The organism is Clostridium sp. AM29-11AC, from assembly GCF_003480545.1.
Classification (GTDB): Bacteria; Bacillota; Clostridia; order Lachnospirales; family Lachnospiraceae; genus Otoolea; species Otoolea saccharolyticum_A.
The window spans coordinates 111,630-133,535 of the sequence record NZ_QUJI01000006.1; the positions used below are offsets into that span (position 1 = coordinate 111,630).

19 protein-coding genes are annotated in these 21,906 nt (G+C 51.4%); 4 read left to right on the top strand and 15 right to left on the bottom strand.

Annotated features, from left to right (window positions below; genetic code table 11):
- Positions 1-351 precede the first annotated feature (351 nt).
- Both nifJ and DW757_RS06790 read right to left on the bottom strand, forming a co-directional pair.
- Positions 352-3,885, bottom strand: a complete 3,534-nt coding sequence (gene nifJ / locus DW757_RS06785; protein WP_008398464.1) for a pyruvate:ferredoxin (flavodoxin) oxidoreductase — start codon at positions 3,883-3,885, stop codon at positions 352-354.
- A 218-nt stretch (positions 3,886-4,103) separates the two neighbouring features.
- Entirely contained in the window at positions 4,104-5,876 is a 1,773-nt protein-coding gene (locus tag DW757_RS06790) for a VanW family protein (protein ID WP_118751334.1), read from the bottom strand.
- Positions 5,877-6,116: 240 nt separating this feature from the next.
- On the opposite strand from DW757_RS06790, the gene DW757_RS06795 reads away from it, so the two are divergent.
- Positions 6,117-7,064: a PHP domain-containing protein gene (locus DW757_RS06795; RefSeq protein ID WP_118751335.1), complete on the top strand. Its 948-nt coding sequence runs from the start codon at positions 6,117-6,119 to the stop codon at positions 7,062-7,064.
- Here the strand turns inward: DW757_RS06795 and cobA are convergent.
- The 3 genes from cobA to DW757_RS06810 form a co-directional block, all read right to left on the bottom strand.
- Positions 7,054-8,682, bottom strand: coding sequence for a uroporphyrinogen-III C-methyltransferase (gene cobA / locus DW757_RS06800; protein ID WP_118751336.1), 1,629 nt, complete (start codon positions 8,680-8,682; stop codon positions 7,054-7,056). The genes DW757_RS06795 and cobA overlap by 11 nt on opposite strands.
- Positions 8,683-8,768: 86 nt before the next feature.
- Complete coding sequence (hemC, locus tag DW757_RS06805; protein ID WP_008398469.1) at positions 8,769-9,665, bottom strand: hydroxymethylbilane synthase; 897 nt, start codon at positions 9,663-9,665, stop codon at positions 8,769-8,771.
- On the bottom strand, positions 9,658-10,332 hold the full coding sequence (locus tag DW757_RS06810; RefSeq protein ID WP_118751337.1) for an NAD(P)-dependent oxidoreductase: 675 nt from the start codon (positions 10,330-10,332) through the stop codon (positions 9,658-9,660). The genes hemC and DW757_RS06810 overlap by 8 nt, the downstream gene beginning before the upstream one ends.
- 191 nt (positions 10,333-10,523) lie before the next feature.
- Between DW757_RS06810 and DW757_RS06815 the strand changes: the two genes are divergently transcribed.
- Complete coding sequence (locus tag DW757_RS06815; RefSeq protein ID WP_008398472.1) at positions 10,524-10,781, top strand: hypothetical protein; 258 nt, start codon at positions 10,524-10,526, stop codon at positions 10,779-10,781.
- Positions 10,782-10,934: 153 nt separating this feature from the next.
- The gene (locus DW757_RS06820; RefSeq protein WP_008398473.1) at positions 10,935-11,171 is read left to right on the top strand and encodes a hypothetical protein; all 237 of its coding nucleotides are present in this window, start codon (positions 10,935-10,937) and stop codon (positions 11,169-11,171) included.
- 88 nt (positions 11,172-11,259) lie between these two features.
- Here DW757_RS06820 and DW757_RS06825 read toward each other — a convergent pair whose 3' ends face one another.
- Both DW757_RS06825 and DW757_RS06830 read right to left on the bottom strand, forming a co-directional pair.
- Positions 11,260-12,513 (bottom strand): AI-2E family transporter, encoded by a 1,254-nt coding sequence (locus DW757_RS06825; RefSeq protein WP_118751338.1) that lies wholly within the window; start codon positions 12,511-12,513, stop codon positions 11,260-11,262.
- A 7-nt stretch (positions 12,514-12,520) separates the two neighbouring features.
- Positions 12,521-13,684 carry an alanyl-tRNA editing protein gene (locus DW757_RS06830; protein WP_021966462.1) on the bottom strand — a complete coding sequence of 388 codons (1,164 nt, stop codon included), beginning with the start codon at positions 13,682-13,684 and terminating at the stop codon, positions 12,521-12,523.
- Positions 13,685-13,856: 172 nt separating this feature from the next.
- On the opposite strand from DW757_RS06830, the gene DW757_RS06835 reads away from it, so the two are divergent.
- Positions 13,857-14,111 (top strand): hypothetical protein, encoded by a 255-nt coding sequence (locus tag DW757_RS06835; protein ID WP_008398477.1) that lies wholly within the window; start codon positions 13,857-13,859, stop codon positions 14,109-14,111.
- 157 nt (positions 14,112-14,268) lie between these two features.
- Here the strand turns inward: DW757_RS06835 and DW757_RS06840 are convergent, their stop codons facing one another.
- The 8 genes from DW757_RS06840 to cobT all read right to left on the bottom strand — a co-directional run bounded on the left by DW757_RS06840 (position 14,269) and on the right by cobT (position 21,827).
- On the bottom strand, positions 14,269-14,922 hold the full coding sequence (locus DW757_RS06840) for a precorrin-8X methylmutase (protein ID WP_118751364.1): 654 nt from the start codon (positions 14,920-14,922) through the stop codon (positions 14,269-14,271).
- A 100-nt stretch (positions 14,923-15,022) separates the two neighbouring features.
- Positions 15,023-16,594: a cobyric acid synthase gene (locus DW757_RS06845; RefSeq protein ID WP_118751339.1), complete on the bottom strand. Its 1,572-nt coding sequence runs from the start codon at positions 16,592-16,594 to the stop codon at positions 15,023-15,025.
- Entirely contained in the window at positions 16,576-17,691 is a 1,116-nt protein-coding gene (locus tag DW757_RS06850; protein ID WP_015574092.1) for a threonine-phosphate decarboxylase, read from the bottom strand. The genes DW757_RS06845 and DW757_RS06850 overlap by 19 nt, the downstream gene beginning before the upstream one ends.
- A 140-nt stretch (positions 17,692-17,831) precedes the next feature.
- Positions 17,832-18,794, bottom strand: a complete 963-nt coding sequence (gene cbiB, locus DW757_RS06855) for an adenosylcobinamide-phosphate synthase CbiB (protein ID WP_015574091.1) — start codon at positions 18,792-18,794, stop codon at positions 17,832-17,834.
- Positions 18,795-18,835: 41 nt separating this feature from the next.
- The gene (locus tag DW757_RS06860) at positions 18,836-19,273 is read right to left on the bottom strand and encodes a bifunctional adenosylcobinamide kinase/adenosylcobinamide-phosphate guanylyltransferase (protein ID WP_015574090.1); all 438 of its coding nucleotides are present in this window, start codon (positions 19,271-19,273) and stop codon (positions 18,836-18,838) included.
- A 39-nt stretch (positions 19,274-19,312) separates the two neighbouring features.
- The gene (locus DW757_RS06865; protein WP_118751340.1) at positions 19,313-20,137 is read right to left on the bottom strand and encodes an adenosylcobinamide-GDP ribazoletransferase; all 825 of its coding nucleotides are present in this window, start codon (positions 20,135-20,137) and stop codon (positions 19,313-19,315) included.
- Positions 20,138-20,165: 28 nt separating this feature from the next.
- The gene (locus DW757_RS06870) at positions 20,166-20,711 is read right to left on the bottom strand and encodes a bifunctional adenosylcobinamide kinase/adenosylcobinamide-phosphate guanylyltransferase (protein WP_015574088.1); all 546 of its coding nucleotides are present in this window, start codon (positions 20,709-20,711) and stop codon (positions 20,166-20,168) included.
- A 42-nt stretch (positions 20,712-20,753) separates the two neighbouring features.
- On the bottom strand, positions 20,754-21,827 hold the full coding sequence (gene cobT, locus DW757_RS06875) for a nicotinate-nucleotide--dimethylbenzimidazole phosphoribosyltransferase (RefSeq protein WP_118751367.1): 1,074 nt from the start codon (positions 21,825-21,827) through the stop codon (positions 20,754-20,756).
- Between the last annotated feature and the right edge of the window lie 79 nt (positions 21,828-21,906).

The window sequence follows — 21,906 nt, forward strand, 5'->3', positions numbered from 1 at the left end:
AAATCAGTGAAAATGATAAGATTCGTAAAATAAGAAATTGCCAGAGATAAAAAACTGTTGAAAAATTGCTGAATGTTGAAGAAAAGAGGTTCAGGAACAGAAAAAAATTCAGAAAAAATGCAGACCGGGCTGGCAGCAGCAATGCACAGACTCGAAACAGAAAATCCTGCTCTCGTCCTGGCACTTTCATTGTCTCACAGATAACAGGATTTTGCAAAGTTTTTTTGCAGAATCTTTTGCAGGATTCTGCAAGGCTAAGCTGTATGGATAAGGATTCTGTATGCAAACCGGCGGAGGAAAAATCCCCCGCCGGCAGCTTAAATCTGATATTGATTGAACGTACCCTTTTAATTAGTCGTTTCCGTACAGTGTAACGAGCTTGGTCAGGTAAGAGTATCTTGCCTTTGCCTCTTCCTCGTTCTTTGCAGACAGCTCTTTTGCTCTCTCCGGATTCTTCAGAGCCAGAGATGCGTAACGAACCTCGCCCTTTAAGAACTCCTGGTAGTCTCCTGTCGGAGCCTTGCTGTCTAAGGAGAACTTCTTCTCAGCAGCCGGGTTGAAGCGGAAGTTGTGCCAGTAACCGCACTCTACAGCCAGCTTCTCCTCTGTCTGAGCCTTGCTCATACCCTTCTTGATACCATGGTTGATACATGGAGCGTAAGCGATAATTAAGGATGGTCCCGGATATGCCTCAGCCTCAGCCAGAGCCTTTACAGTCTGGTTGTAGTCAGCACCCATGGAGATCTGTGCTACGTATACATAGCCGTAGCTCATAGCGATAGAAGCCAGATCCTTCTTCTTAACATCCTTTCCGCCTGCTGCGAACTGTGCCACAGCACCTGTTGGTGTAGCCTTGGAGGACTGTCCGCCTGTGTTGGAGTAAACCTCTGTATCGAATACCATGATGTTGATGTCCTTGCCGGAAGCGAGAACGTGGTCAACACCGCCGAATCCGATATCGTAAGCCCATCCGTCACCGCCGAATACCCACTGGGACTTCTTGCCGAGGAAATCTTTGTTCTTTACGATCTCCTTGCAAACCGGGCAGTCAATTCCCTCTAAAGCGGCTACCATCTTATCTGTAGCAGCGCCGTTTAATGCGCCTACGTTGTAGGTGTCAAGCCACTCCCTGCATGCAGCCTTCACTTCCTCGGAAGCCTCAGCGCCTGCAACGATGCCCTCAACCTTTGTCTTTAATCCGTCACGGATTGCGTTCTGAGCTAATAACATACCGTAACCAAACTCAGCGTTGTCCTCGAACAGAGAGTTGTCCCAGGCCGGACCGCGTCCCTGCTTGTTTACTGTGTATGGTGTGGACGGTGAAGAGTTACCCCAGATAGAGGAACATCCTGTCGCGTTGGAGATATACATTCTGTCACCGAAGAGCTGTGTAATTAACTTCGCGTACGGTGTCTCTCCACATCCTGCACATGCGCCGGAGAACTCTAAAAGAGGCTGCTTGAACTGGCTTCCCTTTACTGTTGTCTCCTTGAACTTGGCGATAACATCTTCCTTGATGTCCAGAGTCTGGCCGTAATCGAATACCTTCTGCTCGCCGAGGTTAGCGTCCAGAGCGCTCATGGTGAGGGCCTTCTCACCCTTCTTTCCTGGGCAGACATTTGCACAGGAACCGCATCCTGTACAGTCAAGAGCGGAGATTGTCATGGCGAACTTGTACTCCGGCATACCTGTCATCGGAAGAGCCTTTGTTCCCTCCGGAGCTGCTGCAAGCTCAGCGTCTGTCATGGCGATTGGACGGATAACAGCGTGCGGGCAGACATAGGAACAGAAGTTACACTGGATACAGTTGTCCGGATTCCATGTCGGAACATTTACAGCGATACCGCGCTTCTCATATGCAGAGGAACCGGATGGTGTGGAACCGTCTACATAGTCTACGAATGCGGATACAGGCAGGTTGTTTCCTTCCTGAGCGTTTACAGCTGCCTGAACGGTGTTGACGAACTTCACAACATCCTCGCGTCCGGATGTAGCGTGAGTCATATCCAGTCCCTCGTCCTCGCAGTTTTTCCAGCTCTCCGGAACCTGAACCTCTACCACGTGCTGAGCGCCTGCGTCGATGGCTGCCCAGTTCTTCATAACAACGTCCTCACCCTTGCGGCCGTAGGTTGCCTTTGCAGCAGCCTTCATCAGCTCGTTTGCCTTGTCAGCCGGGATGATATCAGCCAGCTTGAAGAATGCAGACTGAAGGATTGTGTTGATACGTGTCGGGCCCATGCCTGTCTCGATACCCAGCTTCACACCGTCGATGGTGTAGAACTTGATATGGTGCTCGGCAATGTATCTCTTAACCTGTCCCGGAAGGTGCTTCTCAAGGCCTTCCATATCCCATGGGCAGTTTAACAGGAATGTACCGCCGTCAACCAGCTCCTGAACCATGTTGTACTTGCGTACGTATGCCGGGTTGTGGCATGCTACGAAGTTGGCACGGCGAATCAGATAGGTAGACTTAATCGGAGAATGGCCGAAGCGCAGGTGGGACATGGTGATACCGCCGGACTTCTTGGAATCATAGTCAAAGTAAGCCTGAGCGTACATGTCTGTGTTGTCGCCGATGATCTTGATGGAGTTCTTGTTAGCGCCTACAGTACCGTCTGCTCCAAGTCCCCAGAACTTGCAGTTGATGGTTCCCTCTGGAGTTGTAACAAGGGGCTCACCCAGTTCCAGAGAAAGGTTTGTAACGTCATCCACAATACCGATTGTGAATTTCGGCTTCTCTGTGTTGTTGTATACAGCTACGATCTGAGCCGGAGTTGTATCTTTGGAACCTAAGCCGTAGCGTCCTGTGAAGATCTCCACATCGCCGAACTTGCTTCCTCTTAAGGCAGCAACTACATCCAGGTACAGCGGTTCGCCGAGAGAACCTGGCTCCTTTGTTCTGTCGAGAACGGAGATCTTTTTAACTGTATCAGGAATTGCATTGATGAATGCCTCTGTGCAGAATGGTCTGTACAGACGAACCTTCACAACACCCACCTTCTGTCCCTGCTTTAACAGGTAGTCGATGGTCTCCTCGATTGTATCGTTTACGGAACCCATGGCAACGATGATGTGCTCTGCATCCGGTGCTCCGTAGTAGTTGAACAGCTTGTAGTCTGTTCCGATCTTCTCGTTAACCTTGTCCATGTACTCCTGAACAATAGCCGGAAGAGCCTCATAGTACGGGTTGCAGGCCTCTCTTACCTGGAAGAAGATATCCGGGTTCTGAGCAGAGCCTTTCTGGCATGGATGGTTTGGATTTAACGCGTTCTTTCTGAACTCGTCGATAGCATCCATATCAGCCATATCCTTCAGATCCTCATAATCCCATGTCTCGATCTTCTGGATCTCGTGGGATGTACGGAATCCGTCGAAGAAGTTGATAAACGGAACCTTGCCCTTGATAGCTGCCAGATGTGCAACCGGTGTTAAGTCCATAACCTCCTGCACGCTGGACTCGCACAGCATAGCGCATCCAGTCTGACGACAGGCGTAGATATCAGAATGATCGCCGAAAATATTTAATGCATGAGTGGCAACGGCACGCGCAGAAACATTAAATACACCCGGAAGCTGCTCTCCTGCAATCTTGTACAGGTTCGGGATCATCAGTAAAAGTCCCTGGGAAGCTGTGTAGGTAGTGGTCAGAGCGCCTGCTACCAGAGAACCATGTACAGCGCCTGCTGCACCGGCTTCAGACTGCATCTCAGTGATCTGTACCTTCTGTCCGAAGATATTTGTCCTTCCGTCTGTTGCCCACTCGTCTGTGGCTTCTGCCATAGGAGAAGAAGGGGTAATCGGATAGATGGCTGCAACATCTGTATATGCATAGGAAGCATGAGCTGCTGCATGGTTACCATCCATGGTCTTCATTTTTCTTGCCATGTGAATATTCCTCCTATTAAATGTGAAATATTTATGAGATACTTCCCTCTCGGGAATATTTCCTGCTAAATATTATACCAAGTTTTTGTTAAAATGCAAACGAAAAAGGACGATTCCCGCGTACTTAATTAGAAACAATCCGAAAAAGGAGGAGAAGCCGTGTACGCAGCACTGCTTCTCCTCCTTTATTGGCTGATGTTTAAAACCTGCCTGTAATTTTAATTTCCCGCCGGTCCTTCTGCCGGTGAATCCGGACCAGCCGGCACTGTCGGACCAGGGGACGGTATCTGCCCTCCCTCCGGTACCTGGCTTTCGGGATTAGCCGGAACTGTCTCTCCCACTGCCGGCCCTTCTCCCGCCGGGCTTCCTGGACCTGCTGGATTCTCCGCCGCCTCTGTAGATGCCGCTGTGCTGTCTGCAGACCCTGCAGATGCCTCTGTACTGTCTGCTGCTGCAGACTCTGTAGGAGCTTCTGTTGTCAGCACAACACCTGAAGTATTTCTTTTGATAATCGCGGCCTTTCCTCTGTAAACGCTGTTGTGGAAATCAATTCTGCTGATCTCCTCACCGTCCTTGTAGGTTACAAGGTCTGTACTCCACCTGCTTCCCGGTGTTGGCTGCTTTACAACCTTTTCCTGATCAGGCTGAAGTGTCTGATCCTCCTCATAGGTCGGCGCGGGCGGATCCAGCTCCGCTGTTTTCTCAGATTCCATACGTACCTTCACACCGCTCTCCAGAACCGGAATTCCGTAAATGGAGCAGGTCACCTTCTGGTCGGAAAAGCTGGCTCTGATGGCCACAGGATAGTCCGAATTATTTACAAACCGGAAATCCGGCCCACCGTAGCTGACTGCCGCGTCCTCGCCCGGAGTCACATAGGAAGGCTCGTAGCTGTGCGCATGGCGCTCTGTACTTTTCAGTCCTGCAAAGATGACTGCATTGTAGAGAGTGGAAGAAACCTGACACACGCCGCCGCCCGGTTCCTGAATAACCTCACCGTTCAGATATGCCGTAGCCGGCTGATAGCCCTTCTCTGTGGAACGCGGTCCTGTAGTCTCATTAAATGAGAACTCCTGGCCCGGGTTCACGATCGTTCCATTAATCGCCTCCGTGCAGAGCTTCAGATTCTGATTCCTGTTTTTGTTATTTGTGGCTGTGGTGGTGTAGGTTCCAATCGTGGTATATTTCTCCTCGAGCTGAGCCGCAGTCAGTTCCGGCTCCACTTCCTTTACCTGGGCCTCAATCACAGCCTTATAATCTTTATTCCCGACAGCTTTCACAATGTCCTCGGCCAGCCTGTCCTGGTCGATGACAGCTCCCTTTGTTCCCTCTTCAAACTCAAACTTTCCAGTTTCTTTATTGTATCCTGAAATACCGCCGTTTTTGGCGACCATGTTCCAGTTCCCTGCAATCAGGGACGCCTCAGCCTTGGCTGCATCCAGCAGGTTATCCGTGTTGACTTCAAAGGTCGTTTCTGTGCTTCCCCCGTAGATTTCCTCGAGCAGCTCGTCCACTCTGCCCTCCAGCAGATTTCCCACCGAAGCTTCCTTGTCATTGTATGTCACCTTCATATCCCAGCCGTACTGATCAAGGATCTTCTCTCTTGCTTCCTCCTGGGTCATCCCATCGATGGAAATACCGTCCACGGTGATTCCGCCCTCTGCCGCCTCCCCGGCCGCCGAAGATCCTTCCGTACTCTCAAGAGCGTCTGTTCCTCCGCTGCACCCTCTCACAAGGAGAACCACAGCCAGAATGATTACGATCAGGGCCACTCCATATACTATCCACTGAGTAAAATCTCGGTTTCTGCGCCGTCTTCTGTTGTGCATGTTTCTGGCGCTGTAGGAATAATTCGGCGTACCATGACCAGCTCGGTTTCTGGATGCGGCGGAATGTGAAGAACCTGCCCTTCCAGAGCGGGAAGAAGCCTCCCTTCTGCCTCCTGAATTCGATGTCCTTCTTCTGGAAGAACTTCTGTTTAATTCGCTCATTTTTCTCACCTAAAATTCATAATATTGTATTCTACGCACAAGTATAACACAATTTGTAGAAAATGAAAGAACATATTTTCTTAAAATTTTATTTCCGTCGAAATTTTACCTGGAGCCAGATTTGTGATATGATAGATTGTACTATTTCACTAAGGAATGTTACAGAAGCATTACATCTGGATTACATTCTTTTTATTTCTGCCTGATACAGTTAAAAATTTCTTCGGAGGTATCTGTTTTATGAAATATATTGAGGAATATATTGATCTTCATGTACACTCCAGTGCGTCGGACGGCACTATGACACCGGCTGAAGTGGTGGACTGCGCGGCCAAAGCCGGTCTTTCTGCTGTTGCGCTGACCGACCATGACACGGTGGCCGGTGTCGCTCCGGCTCTTGAGGCTGCCAGAATCCGCGCAGACAAAGGCCTCTATTCTCCTGAGGTTATTCCCGGAACTGAGCTTTCCTGTATCTGGGAACACGATCAGAAAAAGACGGAGCTTCACATGCTGGGGCTGTTCGTAGACTGTAAAAGCGGCGCGCTCTGCGCGTTTTTAAATGATGTACTGGCAGCCAGAGAGCGCAGAAACGACGAGATCCTGCAAAGGCTGGCAGCTGACCATATTTACCTCTCCCGCCAGGAACTGACAGGAGGAAATCCTGACGCCGTCATCACCAGAGCTCACTTCGCCTCCGCCCTCATTGCCAAGGGGATTGTATCTACCACAGATCAGGCTTTCCGAAGGTATCTGGCAGCCGGCGGAAAATACTGTCCCCCAAAAGAGACCGTTTCCCCTGAAAAGGCGGTGCAGCTCATTCTCCAGTCAGGAGGCTTTCCTGTTCTGGCCCATCCCATGCGCTACCATCTCTCCTGGAAGGAAATCGAACTTCTGACAGGGCAGCTGACAGAGGCAGGTCTGGCCGGACTGGAGGTATACTATTCTTCCCACACCAGGGAGCAGAGCCAGCGCCTCAGGGAACTGTGCCGCAGATTCCGTCTCCTCCCCACCGGCGGCTCTGACTTTCACGGAGCAAAAAAGCCGGACATTCATATGAGAACCGGTTACGGCGGGCTGAGAGTCTCAAAAGCTCTTCTCGACGACATCAAAAGCGCTCTTGTGCAGATACGAAGCAGCTCACAGGGCTGTGACGGGCTGCAGCAGACTCCCGGGACGCCTATGCCCTGACGCTTTGCAGGCTTATCATGCACTCCGCCATGCTGTCCATAGACGGGACCTCTGAGGTCACTGTCCTCATTCCGGCCTCCCTCGCCGCTTTCTCAGTCATCTCTCCGATGCAGACAGCAGTAAAGCCGCAGAGCTCCTCATCGGTGGGGGAGAGAAGTTCAAGAAAGCCCTTCACAGTGGACTCACTTGTGAAGGTAACGTAGTCAAAGGCTTTTTTCTCCAGCAGGATCTTTACCCTCTCCGCCTGCATAGACGGGGCTGGAAATTCCGTGCGGTAAAGCACCGCGTCCTCAAATGGAATTTCTGCCCTGGCAAGCTCCTCACAGAGAGCAGGCGACGCTTTCTGGGCCCGCAGCAGAAGAACCTTCACAGGTTTTTCGCATCCGGCCCCTCCTCTGCCATTTTCTCCCCTTTTCTCCTCCTCTTTCATCTCATGGAGGATAGTTTCTGCAAGCCCTCTGCCCAGTTCCTTCGCATAAAAGTTCTCCGGCATGTAGTCTGCATAAAATCCGTACCTGCAGAGGGCCTTTGCCGTTCCCGCTCCGATTACGGCAAATTTAAGCCCCATCAGGAGGCGGATGTCCTTTTTCTCTCTTCTCAGATACTCAAAAAACAGTTCCACTCCGCTGGGACTTGTAAAAACTGCCCATCTAAAGTCCGCCAGTCTTTCCAGAGTACGGTCAAGGAAAGAGGTATCCTCCAGAAGCCTCGGCTCTGCCGCCGGAAGCTCCACAACCTCCGCCCCTGCCTCCCTCAGCCTGCCGGCCATCCCGGCGGAACGTCTTTTCGGGCGCGTCACCAGTATCTTCGCGCCAAACAGAGGTTTTTCCTCCATCCACTGCAGGCTCTCGGAGAGGCTGCACACTTCTCCCACCACAATAATGGCAGGCGGCTTGATATTCTGGCTTTTTCCATCCTCCCACAGCCTTTCCAGAGTCGAGAGCACCCTCCTCTGCCCGGCCGTGGTGCCTTTTTCCAGAAGAGCGGCAGGGGTGTGTCTGTCCATTCCTCCCTCGATGAGTCCCCGGCAGATCGTCTCCGCTGAGGTGACTCCCATAAGAAAAATGAGAGTTCCCCCTTCGCGGGCCAGGGCACTGTAATCCATATGGGCCGGCTCTCCATTTTTTCTGTGGCCTGTTATCACGTGAAAGGAAGGAGCCATCCCCCGGTGGGTTACCGGGATACCGCAGGCGGCCGGCACGGCAACGGCGGAGGTGACCCCGCAGACCACCTCAAAGGGAATTCCGTGTTCCCGCAGAACCAGCGCCTCCTCGCTTCCTCTGCCGAACACAAAGGGATCTCCCCCCTTCAGCCGGACGACTCTGCGCCCTTTTTCAGCTTCCTCCACCAGAATTTGGTTGATCTCCTCCTGAGATTTCGTGTGAGAGCCTCCCCGCTTTCCCACATAAATCTGTTCTGCCCCCTCGGGAATCCATCCGAGAATCCCGTCCCCTACCAGGGCGTCATAGACAACCGACTGGGCCTTTTCCAGAACCTCCCTGCCTCTGAGGGTCAGGAGTCCTGCGTCGCCTGGCCCGGCTCCTACCAGCCATACCTTTCCACGGTTTACCGTTCTCTCGGACTGCCTTTCGTCCTGTCCTTTTTCCTGCATATTCATCTATCCCTGTTCCTCTCTGTCCTCTCTCTTTTTGAACTTTCCTTCATCTGTATTTTTCTTCCGCTCACACTTTTAGCTCACACAGTTCACACTTTTTCCTGTTCTATTTCAGATTTGAGCCTGAGCGCCAGGCTGCGGCCCAGCTCTGCCGGCCCCTGAACGCTGCCTTCCAGACTTCCCACAACCCAGCGGCCGCTTTTTTCCTCAAAGTAAAGACCTCTCAGCTTCAGTCTGTCCCCTTCTATAAGGGCACAGGCCGCTATAGGCGAACTGCATCCTCCGTCAAGGGTTTTCACGAAGCTGCGCTCTGCCTCGGCCATGGCCTGGGACTTTGGTGAGTTTATTTTAATAAGGAAGGGATAACTGTCATCTTTTCTCCCCTGGACAGCCATGATTCCCTGCCCTGCCGGCGGGATAATCTCCTCCACGGAAAAATACCGGCTGATTCTGTCCTGAAGTCCCATCCGGATCATCCCGGCCGCCGCCAGTATCAAGGCGTCATATTCCCCTGAGTCCAGTTTGCGAAGCCGTGTGTGAATATTTCCGCGAATCCCTTTAAACTCTGCATCCGGGTAAATTCTGGCTGCCTGGATTTTCCTTCTGGCGCTTCCCGTACCTATCACCGGATGAGCGGGAAGCTCTGACAGCCCCTCTCTCAAGACCAGTACATCCCTGTTGTCCTCTCTGGGAGAGTAGGCCAGAATCGGCAGTTCTTCGGGAATCTCCATGGGCATATCCTTAAGACTGTGCACGGAGAGATCGCTGCGTCCTTCCATAAGCGCCAGATCAAGCTCCTTCACAAACAGCCCCTTTCCGCCTATCTTGTCCAAGGACTGGTTCAGAATCCTGTCCCCCGTTGTTTTCATCGTAACCAGCGTAAGCTCTGTCTCAGGAGAGGCCTTTCTGACCGCCTCCATCACAAGCTCCGCCTGCCTGACTGCCAGAAGGCTGTCACGGCTTCCGACTCTCACCTTTTTATTCATCCAAGCGCTCTCCTTTTCTCGTTTTTCCTCTGTCCTGATCCTTCCTCCGCTCTGCTTTGAGATTTCCGAGACAGTTTTCCCTCCCTGCATTCTTCTGACCAGAGCTCTCTCTTTCCCAGTCCTTCTCCTTTTGAGCAAACAGCTCCCTCACCGCCTCCGAGGCCTGTCTGGCCAGGCGGTGATCCCTTCCTCCGGCCGTAATGCCTGCCGTCACCGAGCCTGCCTGTGCTATTCCCGGGAAGTAGAAGTCTGACTGGAGACGGTCAGAGGCCACATTGACAAATGCTCCTTTCGTTCTCCCGTCGCAGGCTGCCAGGCTATCCGTTTTCTCTGCGCCCGAAGCGGCGATTACCAGAAAAAATGAGGGGGAGGATGGAGAGAACAGCCTTTCCCGAAACATCTCATACGTTCCCCTAAGCCAGTACAGACGGACAGAATCAGCTCCCGGCGGCGTCTGGAACCCTTCCTCCGGCACTGAATCCAGTACCAGCAGCCTTTTGTCCTTCTCTCCGGCCGCCCCTTCCAGAAAGCTGCTCTCCGGTGCCACAGCCGCCACCCTGGCTCCGAATTCCAGAAGCACGCGAATTCTCCTGGATGCCACAGAGCCTGCGCCAACCACAAGTACCCATTTTTCTTCCAGATCAAAAAAAAGCGGAAAATATGCCACGATTTCTCTCCTTCCCAGCCTGTCCTTCTGACTCTGCACATTTATCCTATTATACACAAAACCGGAAAACTTTCAAATACATTCGTCCTTTGATTGACGGCATCTGAAAGTCACGCTATACTGAAAAAGACGGCTGGCGCAGGTATACAGCCGCAAAGGCAGCATTTACAAAACACAGAAGGGAGAATCCCATGGAAGAATTTTTCAAAGCGATCGAGGATAAAATCAGAGCCGCCGGATACCAAGGCCCGCTGGACGGAGAAGCGCTTTACGATGAGATCTGCGATGAGATTGAGGATAAGGAAAATGGCTCCTATCTTTTTCTGTCGAAAAAGGACAACGGAGACATTTTTGAGTACAAGGTGGATGTGATGGACGAGGAATTTAATCTCTCCTATGTCCACATCACCGCCGGGGACGGCGTTTTTCACGCAGATTTCGATCAGTAGAAGCCAGCACGCTGCAGTCTGAACAGAGACCATGCCGTTTTTTTCGCTTCTTTCGGCAGTTCTCATAATTGCAGTTCCCTGCTTTTTCCTGTATAATACTGTCTGATAAAATGAAACAGACAAATCAGACAGATTTTTCAGGAGGATTCTTTTATGAAGCTTCAGAATATTGACAATGTAGAGAAATTTTTCAGTGTTATCGACGAATGCAGGGGCCGCGTGGAGCTTGTATCTCCGGAAGGTGACCGCATCAATCTGAAATCCAAGCTGGCACAGTACCTCTCACTGGCCAGCGTGTTCTCCAACGGCTATATCAAGGAGCTGGATCTGATCGCCTATGAGAGGGAGGACGTCGACCGGCTGCTCAAGTTCATGTATCAAGGAGAGTAGGCTGACAGGACGGCTGCAGCGGGAAAAGCCACTGAAGAGGATTCCAAGTCATATCCTCTTCAGTGGCTTTTTTTGTTCCAGACCTTTCTCAGTCTTTTTCCGTTTCCTTTTCTTTCTTATTTTCCGTCTTTTCTGCTTTTTTTCCGGAGCCGCTCATTTTCGCTCCCGCTTCGCGCTCTGAAAAACGCTTCAAATATTTATCCGCCTTCACATTCCGCCCGGCAAGCTGAATTCCCACATCTTCCTTTAACAGTGTATAGCCTACGGAACAGAGCGGAATAAAGATCAGCATTCCGACAATTCCCATCATACTTCCACCCAGGGAAACGGCTACCAGCACCCAGATAGACGGAAGGCCCACAGAGCTTCCCACCACATAGGGATAGATCAGGTTGCCTTCAATCTGCTGAAGCACCAGAAAGATAATCGTAAACCAGATTGCCTGCACGGGGCTGACCATCAGCATCAGGAAAATTCCCACAGCGCAGCCGATAAAGGCTCCAAAAATCGGAATCAGGGCCGTGAAGGCAATCAGAACTCCGATCAGCAGTGCAAACGGCAGACGCAGAATGGTCAGCGTCACAAAAAACATGGTTCCCAGAATCACCGCCTCTGTACACTGACCTGTCAGAAATTTCGAAAAGATCCGCTCCGTCATTCTGAGGACGCCAAGTCCCTTATCCACAGCAGACTCAGGGAAGTAGGCATAGCACAGCTGCTTAAACTGGCGGGACAGGGTTTCCTTCTGGAGCAGAATGTACAGGGAAAAGATAAAGGAAATACTGAAGGTGGTAAGTCCGCTGGCGATGGACACGGCAGCCGTCACAGTGGACGATAGGAGGTTCCCCGCTCCTGAAGTGATGAAGGAGGCTGTCTCCTCCATCAGAGTTTTCCAGTCAATCTCGATGCTGTTGATAAACTCCACGATCTCCGGATATCTGGCAAACATGGCCTCCGCCTGGATCTGCATATTCTCAAAGAAGGCCGGCACCAGGCGTTTTAAGCCAAGCAGCGTCCCTGTCAGCTCCGGTATCACCACAAGGCTCACAACTGCCACAATCACCAGCACAAACAGGATGGCTAACAGAAGGCTGAGCGGCCTTTTTGCCCTGCTTGTCTCCTTCATTCTCAGCAAGCCGCCCAGAATATTTTTCTCGATAAAGCGCATGGGCACATTGAGAATAAACGCAATAGCCGCCCCCAGAAGGAAGGGAAACATAAGCCTCAGGCCTCCCCGCAGAAAGCCGAACACATATTCCATGCGAAAGGCCAGAGCCAGAATCACGATGGTGTACAGAATCAGAAGCATGATCTTTTTCATGTTATCTTTGTTCAATTCCATATCTGTCTTATATTCCTCTCTCCCTCAGGGCTGCAAACCAGTTTCTCACTTCTTCTCCGGAAGCGCTCACACTGCCTTGAACCATGCGCTCGCTTCCGCCTCCCCTGCCGTTCAGGGACTGATTCAGTTCCCGGCCAAGGGTTCTCATATCATGGACAGGGCTTGCAAGAGTGTAGGAAAAGCTTCCACTCTGTCCTCCGAACACAGCTGTCACCTGTCCCCTTTTCGCTTCCATGAGCAGGTTGCAGAACTGTCTCACTTCTACAGGTGTATAATCCTTCTCAAAGACCAGGAGAATCCCATCTGACTCCGGATAGGAAGCAGTCTTAAGCTCCATCAGCTGTCTGGTCAGGGCCACCGTTCTCGCCTTCTCCTCTGAGAGCTCGTCCCTCTGCCGCTTCACCGCCTCCACAATCTCCTCCGGCTTTGCAGAAAGCAGGACAGAAACAGCGGAAACCTGCTCCGTTTTTCTGTCGCAGGCCTTCAGCGCCTTCTGACCGCAGAGCATGGAAATGCGGACTCCTCCTTTATAGTTCATCAGAGAGAGAAACTTGATAACTCCGATTTCCCCGGTATACGCCACATGGGTACCGCAGCAGGCACAGGTGTCCACGCCGGGAACCTCCACGATACGCACCTGGCCTGAGAGCTCCTTCTTGCTCCTGTAATCAAGCTTTTCAAGCTCCTCCTCGGAAGGATATGTAATTTTGAGAGGAATATTGGCCCAGACTGCCCGGTTGGCCTTCTCCTCAATTTCCATCAGCTCCTCCCAGCTCATGGGGCCGTTCAGATCAATGGTCATCTCCTCCCTGCCCATGTGAAAGCCCACATTGTCATATCCATAGGCGCTGTGGATCAGCCCGGAAACGATATGCTCGCCGGAATGCTGCTGCATATTGGAAAAGCGCGCCTCCCAGTCGATCCTCCCTGTAACCTCTTCCCCCACTGAAAGCTCTCTGTCTGTATAGTGAATCACAGTCCCGTCCTTTTCGTGGACATCCAAAACCCTGGCTGTTCCCAGCACTCCCGTGTCGGCCGGCTGCCCGCCTCCCTCCGGATAAAAGCAGGTTCTGTCAAGCTCTACCTCAAATCCCTTTTTCCCGGAGACGCAGGCCGTCACCCTGGCTGTAAATTCCCTTCGGTACGGCTCCTCGTAAAATAATTTCTCCATCTCTTCTGTCCTTCCTCCTGTCCATGAACCTGTGCGGTTCCGATTATTATAATTATACACAGATTTTCCGGCGGTTCAATCAATTTGCCATTAATTTTTCGTTTTGGTGGAAACTGTGGCAAGCAGGGCGGCATAAGATGGAGTGTAAAGAAAATGTCGGAGGAACTTAAATATGAGCGATTTATCAGCAACTAACTGCGGATGCGGATGTGAGACTACAGGAGGAGGAAGCAACCTCATTTTCCTGATTCTCATTCTGATTTGCTGCGGCGGCTGCGGCTTCGGCGGAGGCTTTTGTGAACATAATGGCTGCGGCGGCGGATGCTCCTGCGGATTTGGCGGCGGCGGATGTGAATGGCTGATCTGGATCATCCTGCTGTGCTGCTGCTGCGGCGGCGGAAACAACGGCGGCGGCTTCTGCTGCTGATTTTCCTCTGTTTCTGAACTTTCTGTCAGGCGAGCCGTCCCTGGCTTTCTGAAAGCTCTTCACCGCCCGGGGACGTTTCCTGTGAAAGTTCCAGAAACTCCCGCTTTCCGGCTTCCCGGAAGGCGGGAGCTTTTCTTTTCGCTCCTGATATGAACTTTTACCTTTCCCTGGCAAGCTGGTAGATCAGCGCATTGCAGATGGCTGCCGCCACATTGCTTCCGCCCTTTCTTCCCCTGGCCACAATATAGGGAACGTCTTTCAGTGACAGGATCATTTCCTTTGACTGAACCACATTTACAAAGCCCACCGGAACCCCGATGATAAGTTTCGGCGCAATCTTTTTTTCCTCAATCAGTTCACAGAGGCGCACCAGAGCCGTCGGCGCGTTCCCCACAGCAAAAATACAGTCTTTTTCAAGGGAAGCCGCCTTGTCCATGCTGGCCGCCGCCCTTGTGGTTCCCTGTCTTTTAGCCGCCAGGGCCACGTCCTCGTCCGCCATAAAGCAAAAGACTTCTGAGCCCAGCTTCTTCAGGCTCTTTTTATTGATTCCCGCTTTTCCCATATTGGTATCCGTCACAATCACGGCGCCGTTTTTCAGAGCCTCAAGCCCTTTTTTTACAGCGCCTTCTGAGAATACAAGATTTTCTGCATAATCAAAATCTGCCGTAGTGTGAATCACGCGCCTGACAACAGGCTCCTCTTCCGGCAGGAATACCTTTTCAGGAAACAGCGTTTTCAGTTCCTGTTTAATGATTTCAAAGCTTCTTTCCTCAATTTTTCCGGGAAGAATCTGTTCTAATTCTGTTTTCATGGATTTCTTTTCTCCTTTTTGCCGGCTTTTCTCAGGTTCCGTCCTTCTCTGCGGCATCCTGTTATTTTTCTTTTGGCCCTGCTTAAGATTATGTCCTCCCTCAGATTCCCTCTTCCAGAATTCTGTAAACGGCGGCCATATCCAGGTTTTCTCTGAGTCCTGCCGCCAGAAGTTCAAACTGTTTTTCCCTGTAACCGGCATAATCTGAATCTTCGGCGTTTTCAAGTATCTGAATATCCAGGCCTTTTTTATCAAGAAGGACGCTTAAGAGGGTCTTTGCAATGCCTGGAGCGTCAAAAACGCCGTGGACATAGGTGCCGCAGGCCTGAATCTGAGTCTCACTTCCGTTCTGCCCTGACACGGCCGCACAGCCGTCCTCCCTGGGGGTTGCAGTTCCTCCTTCCTGCATCTCCTTCAGCACCGCAAGGGGACTTCCTCCCTCCAGGTACCTGGTTCTTCCCATATGAATCTCATATCCGGAAAATTCAAGTCCCGATAACGGCGCAAAAACGCCTTCCAGCCGGCCAAAATGCCCTGTGACCCTGGTTCTCATTTTCTCTTTTTCAAACTCCGTAACGGTTTTAAGAAGCCCCATTCCCCTGACAGTTCTTCCCTTTACGCCTCCCTCCAGGCCCATTTCATCGTGAAGTTCTTCTCCCATCATCTGGTAGCCTCCGCAGATTCCAAAGACGGGTACTCCCAGAGAGGCGGCTTTCAAAACGGCGGCTTCCAGACCGTTCTGACGCATCCACAGCAGATCTTCCACTGTATTTTTAGTGCCTGGGAGAATTAAAAGATCCGGCGTTAAAAGTTCCCCGGCCTCATGGATATAGCGGACGGACACGCCCTTTATGGAAGAAAATACCTGGAAATCCGTAAAATTTGAAAGCCTCGGAAAACGGACCACCGCAATGTCAACAAGGGCGGCCCGGTCCTTTTTCCCTTTTTCCAGTCTTCTGCTTAAACTGTCCTCATCTTCAATATCTGCCTGAAGAAACGGGATTACTCCGGCAACCGGTATCCGGCAAAGTTCCTCCAGCATCTTTTTCCCCGGCTCAAAAATCGTTTTGTCCCCCCGGAATTTATTGACGAGGAGTCCTTTAATATAAGCTCTCTCCTCTTCTTCCAGAAGCATTACCGTGCCGTACAGCTGGGCAAAAACTCCCCCTCTGTCAATATCTCCCGCCAGAAGCACCGGCGCTTTTGCCATTCTGGCAATTCCCATATTTACAATATCGTCCTGCTTCAGATTTATTTCCGCCGGGCTTCCCGCTCCTTCAATTACAATAATATCATACTCCTGTTCCAGGGTTTCGTAAGCCTGTCTGATAATGGGAAAAAGCGACTTTTTATACTGAAAATACTCTTTTGCCGGCATAGTGGCCACTGGTTTTCCCATGACAATCACCTGGGACCCCGTATCGCTTGACGGCTTGAGAAGAACAGGGTTCATGGCCGCAGAGGGCTTTACCCCGGCCGCCTGGGCCTGCACCGCCTGGGCGCGTCCCATTTCCAGCCCCTCTTCAGTTATATAGGAATTAAGCGCCATATTCTGGGACTTAAAGGGAGCCACCCGGTAGCCGTCCTGCCTGAAAATCCGGCACAGTCCAGCGGCAATCAGACTTTTGCCCGCATTGGACATGGTACCCTGAATCATAATCGCCTTTGCCATTCACACTTCTCACTTTCCGCCCACCGGGCTATGTACTGTAATAACTCTTCATTTTCCTTTCTGGTCTTTACGCAGATCCGGTAAAAGGAACGGTCCAGCCCTCTGAAATTTGCGCAGGAGCGGATCAAAATCCCCTGTTTCAGAAGAAAATCTCCAAGTTCTGTTCCAAATCCTCTTTCGTTTTCGTCCGGAAAGACAGAAAACAGAAGGTAATTGACCATGGACGGCCAGACGCGGAAACCCAGCTTTGAAAGTCCGTTTTTCAGAAATTCCCGCTCTCTGCGCACAAGCTCTGCCGCCTGCTTTGGAAAATCCGGCTGCGTCAGCGCGGCGATCCCCGCTTTCTGGGCAATCCCGGACACGCTCCACGGCGGTCTTACCGCCTCTATGCGCAGCAGCAGTTCCCGGTTCCCGCTCATTCCATAGCCCAGGCGCACGCCGGCCATTCCGTAAGTTTTTGTAAATGCGTTGAGTATCAGCAAATTGCCGTAGCGTTCCAGCATCCCCGCCATGGTAAACTCTTCCGGTTTTTCCAGGAAACCGTTAAAGCATTCGTCCACTGCAAGCAGCGCGTTATACCGGGCGCAGATTTTCACAAAATTTTCCATTTTTTCTGCCGGCAGAGCCATGCCGGTAGGATTATTTGGATTTCCCAGAAAAACCAGATCCGTTCCTTTCTGTTTTGAGAGAATCTCTTCCAGGACAGAAGCGTCAGGCAGCCAGTTTTCCCCTGCCTCCAGTCTGGCGTAGGAAATCTCGCAGCCTTTCAGGGAAAGAGCTGATTCATACTCTGAAAAACAGGGAGAAAATAAAACGGCGCGGCGGGGCCTTACGGCCTCTGCAAGGCCAAAAATTAAGTCGGCGGCTCCGTTTGTGCAAATCAGCCGGGAAGAAGGGATTTTCCATACATCCGAAAGCGCGGCTTTCAGTTTTCTGCACTGGCTGTCCGGATAGCGAAGAATTTCTTCTCTGCAGGACGCCACCGCGTCAATGACTGCCTGGGGAGTTCCCAGAGGGCTGGTATTTACAGAAAAATCCAGCCTGATTTTGTCTGAACCGTAGATGTCGCCTCCGTGGGGCCAGACCATCTGTGACATATTCTGATTCTCCTTTTATCTGTGTAATTTTCTGCTTTTACGCTTTCTGTTTTTCCTCTCCATTTCCCTGCACAGAAAAAACAGTTCTTTGCAGCGCAGAGTTTTCAGTCCCATTGTTTTGGAAGAAAGCAAGAACGGCTTTACTGTATAAGAAAAACTGCTGTAAGGCCTGCAAGCATCATCAATACCGCCGTTGTATACATGAGCCTGTTGGCTCTGGGTATATCCTCATATTCAATATTTCTCTTCCCGTCTCCAATAAAAGGCTTCCTGCACAGCTTTCCAAAATACCAGGCGTCGCCGGCCAGACGCACTCCCAAAGCGCCGGCACAGGCAGCTTCTGTCTGGGCTGAGTTTGGGCTTTTATGATTGTATCTGTCGCGAAGCCAGATGTTCCAGGCGCCTTTTGCGTCCATTCTCAGCAAAAAGGCCGACAGAATCATAAGCAGGGCAGACAGGCGGGCCGGAATCAGGTTCGCCAGATCATCCAGTCTCGCCGCGGCGCGTCCAAAGTAAAGATATTTATCATTTTTATATCCCACCATAGAGTCCATGGTATTAACCGCTTTGTACATCCATCCTGCCAGAGGTCCTCCCAAAAACAGGTAAAACATAGGGGCAATTACGCCGTCCGACGTATTTTCCGCCACAGTTTCCACTGCCGCCCTGGCGATGCCTTCCTGATCGAGCCGTTTTGTATCTCTGCCCACTATCATGGACACATTAAAGCGCGCCTCCTCTGTCTTTCCCTCTTTCAGGGAAGCGTACACCTTCATGCTCTCATCTTTCAGGGATCTCGCCGCAAGAAGATAATAGCTCATAATACAGGCTAAGAAAAATTTTCCCGCCTCTCCCCCTAACGCCTCTGCTCCCAGCAGAAGAATCCATCCGGCTGCGCCGCAGGCAGACAGAATAAAAAGGGCAAAAAAAAGTCCTCCGGCAAGCTCTCCCGATTTTCCCCCAGGGAAAATCCTCCTGAACCACTGTTCTGACTTTCCTATCAGGGTACCCAGCGTCCTCACCGGGTGCGGCATAGAATGGGGATCTCCAAACAGCAGATCCAGCAGGAATCCCACAGCCGCGGCTGCTGCATATAATTTCATATCTTTTATCCTCCTGTCCCTTCCCCTTTTATACTGTTTTTCTACTTGATTCTCATTTCCAGCCCGCAGAGCACCCGGTATACCTCTTGGGCCTGGGCGGCCGCTCTCTGGCAAAACCGTCCTGCCCGCTCTCTGTATTCCCGCTCAAACGGATCAAGAGGCACGATCCCGCAGCCAATTTCATCGGCTGTCATCACTCTCACCTTCCCGTCTGTCTCTTCCAGTTTCCTGATCCGTTCAAGGAAGCGCCTCCCCCACTCTTCCGGCTGCTCTTCCTGTTCCATCAGAAAGCGAAACAGGCTTTCCAGATGAAGCACCACGTCTGCCGAGGAAACTTCTCTGAAAAATTCTTCCCGGTCCGTTTTCCCTTTTTCCCCTGCTTTTTTCCCTTCAAAAACCGTACAGTTTTTCTCTCCGTTTATTCTACTCCACAGTCCCAGCGCCGCCCTGGTTTTTCCCTGAAAGCTGCCGCCAACCATTAAAACCACTTTCCGTCCCTCTCTTTCTCAAAGCCGCTTTCAGGCGTTCCAGAGCCATCCGCACAGAACGCTGGCAGCCAGCATAAAAATCTCGCAGGTTTGAAGAAAGTATCCCGCCAGATCTCCCGTTATCCCTCCAAATTCCCGGCAGGCCATCCTGTAATACCAGATAAAAACTGCCGCGGCCGTTAAAATACAGAGTCCTCCCGGCAGAAAACTTCCGAACAGTACCCTGCCGGCTGCCAGAAAATAGACAGCAGAAGCAGCCAGATAACCTGTCATGACCCATCTGACTCGCTTTTTCAGAGCCGCTTTGGAAAAAGACGCGGCCAGCCCGTCTTCTTTTGCCATGGGAAAAGACACCACCGATAATCCGCTTAAAGCTCTCTCTGTGAGAAAAGTCCCCAGAAACAGGAACAGGCTTCTTCTGTCAAGTTCCGAGAACAGGGCTGCATACAGCAGAAGGTAAACGCTGCAGCCGATAATCGCAAACGCCCCCGCCCTTGGATCTTTGAGAATTTCCAGCTTCTTTTCCCTCGGCAGAAAGGATCTTCTGGCATCTGTGGCGTCTAAAAATCCATCCATATGGATTCCTCCTGTAATCAGAAGAGGAATCGCTGTTCCTCCGAAAGCCGTCCACAGGGCTCCGGCTCCCAGCCCCTCTGACAGGCGGAAAAATCCCCCCGCCGCCGCTCCTATCAGCAGTCCGATAAGCGGAAAAAAACACAGGGCATATTTCATTCTCCCATCCGTCCACTGTACCTGGGGCATGGGAACCTTTGAATACATGGACCAGGCAATGACGAAGCTTCCCCACAGATCTTTTATTGCCCTGACCGGCCCTGCTTTGTTCTCTTTTTTCATCCGGCGCACACTTCCTCCATTATTTCTGTTATCTTTTTTCTGCGGCTGCCCTGTCCTGTTTCCAGAAAACGGGAATTCCGCAGACCGCCTCCGCCACCAGTCCGGCTCTCCCTGCCAGATAGCAGTTGATCTGCCCCAGCAGCTTTCTGTATCGTTCCGTTTCATCCGAATACGCCGCTCCGTCTGAGCACACCTCGTTTGTCACCACAATCAGATGCTCCGAACAGGAAAGGAGCCTTTCAATTCCTCTGACAATCCGGCAGTAAGCCTCTTTTTCCTGTCTATAAAACTCGTTGCAGACCAGATTTGACATACATTCCAGAAGAATCGTGGGCCTTTTTCCCTTAAAGCCGTCAGGGATCGTAAATTTCTCCAGATCGGAATATATTTCCACTGTCTCAAAACGCTTCCCTTCCCGCATCTTTTTGTGGCGGCTGACCCTTTTTCTTCCCTCTTCATCCCAGACCATCATAGTAGCCAGATACAGTTTTTTTCCCGGTTCCAGCTTAAGCGCCAGTCCCTCGGCATACTCTGACTTCCCGCTTCCGCTTCCTCCGGTTATCAGTACGAACATGAAAAGGCCTCCCTTCTGTTTTTCAGCCGTTTTGCTTTCCTTTTATGAAAGAGGCCGGTATTCTTCAATTTCGATTTCTTCAAAGGTGCTCATCTTCCGGTAAATACAGAGAGCCATATCTAAAAGAGGCATCAGCGCCACGGCTCCCGTTCCTTCTCCCAGGCACATGCCTGCCGAAATGGCCGGACGGCAGCCGAGGGTTTCCAGAATCAGCTGTCCCGCCGGCTCTGCTGAAACGTGAGAGGCGATCATATATTGCGGCGCTTTGCTGCAGATCCTCTGGGCCATCAGCGCGGCTGCCCCGGAAATAAATCCGTCAATAAGAACCGGCACTCTGAATAGGGCTCCCCCCAGAAAAACTCCCGCAAGCCCAGCCAGATCCAGACCTCCGACTTTTGAAAGAATATCAATGCCGTCATGCGGATCCGGGCGGTGAAGCTCGATTCCCTTCCGGATTACGGAGATTTTCTTCAGAAGTCCTCTGCTGTCAAGTCCTGCTCCCCGTCCCGTTACAAGGAACGGATCAATTCCCAGAGCCGCCGTTACCACAGCGCTGCTGGTGGTGGTATTCCCAATCCCCATTTCTCCGGTGGCAATGAGGCCGTACCCCTTTTCTTTTAATTCTCCCACAAGCTCCATTCCTGTTTTCAGGGCGGCCGCCACTTCTCCTTTTGTCAGCGCAGGTTCTTTCAGGAAATTCCCGGTTCCTTTCCTGACTTTTCTGTCAAGAAGGGGATACTTTTTTCCCAGATTCTCCAGCCTGCATTCTACCCCGATATCCACGGGAAACACATGGGCGCCCGCCTGCTCTGCCATCAGGCACACGCAGCTTTCCCCCCTGGTAAAATTAGCCGTCACAACGGCTGTAACCTCTTTTCCCGTCTGGCTGACGCCTTCCTCTACGATACCGTTGTCCGCGCACATAATAACCACAGCTTTTTTTCCGAAATCCACCTGTTCTGTCCCTGTTATCTGCGCGGCCCGTACAATATCATCCTCGAGAACCCCAAGGCTTCTCAACGGCTTGGCCACGCTGTCAAAACGCTTTCTGGCCTTATTTCCTGCTTCCTGATCCGGCTCTTTGATTTTTTCAAGCTCCCTTAAAAGCTGCTTCATCAGTTCTGACTCTTCCTGTTTTTCTGCTTTCCTCTCCACCTTACAAACTTCCTCTCTGGTATCTGTTTTCTGCCTGTTT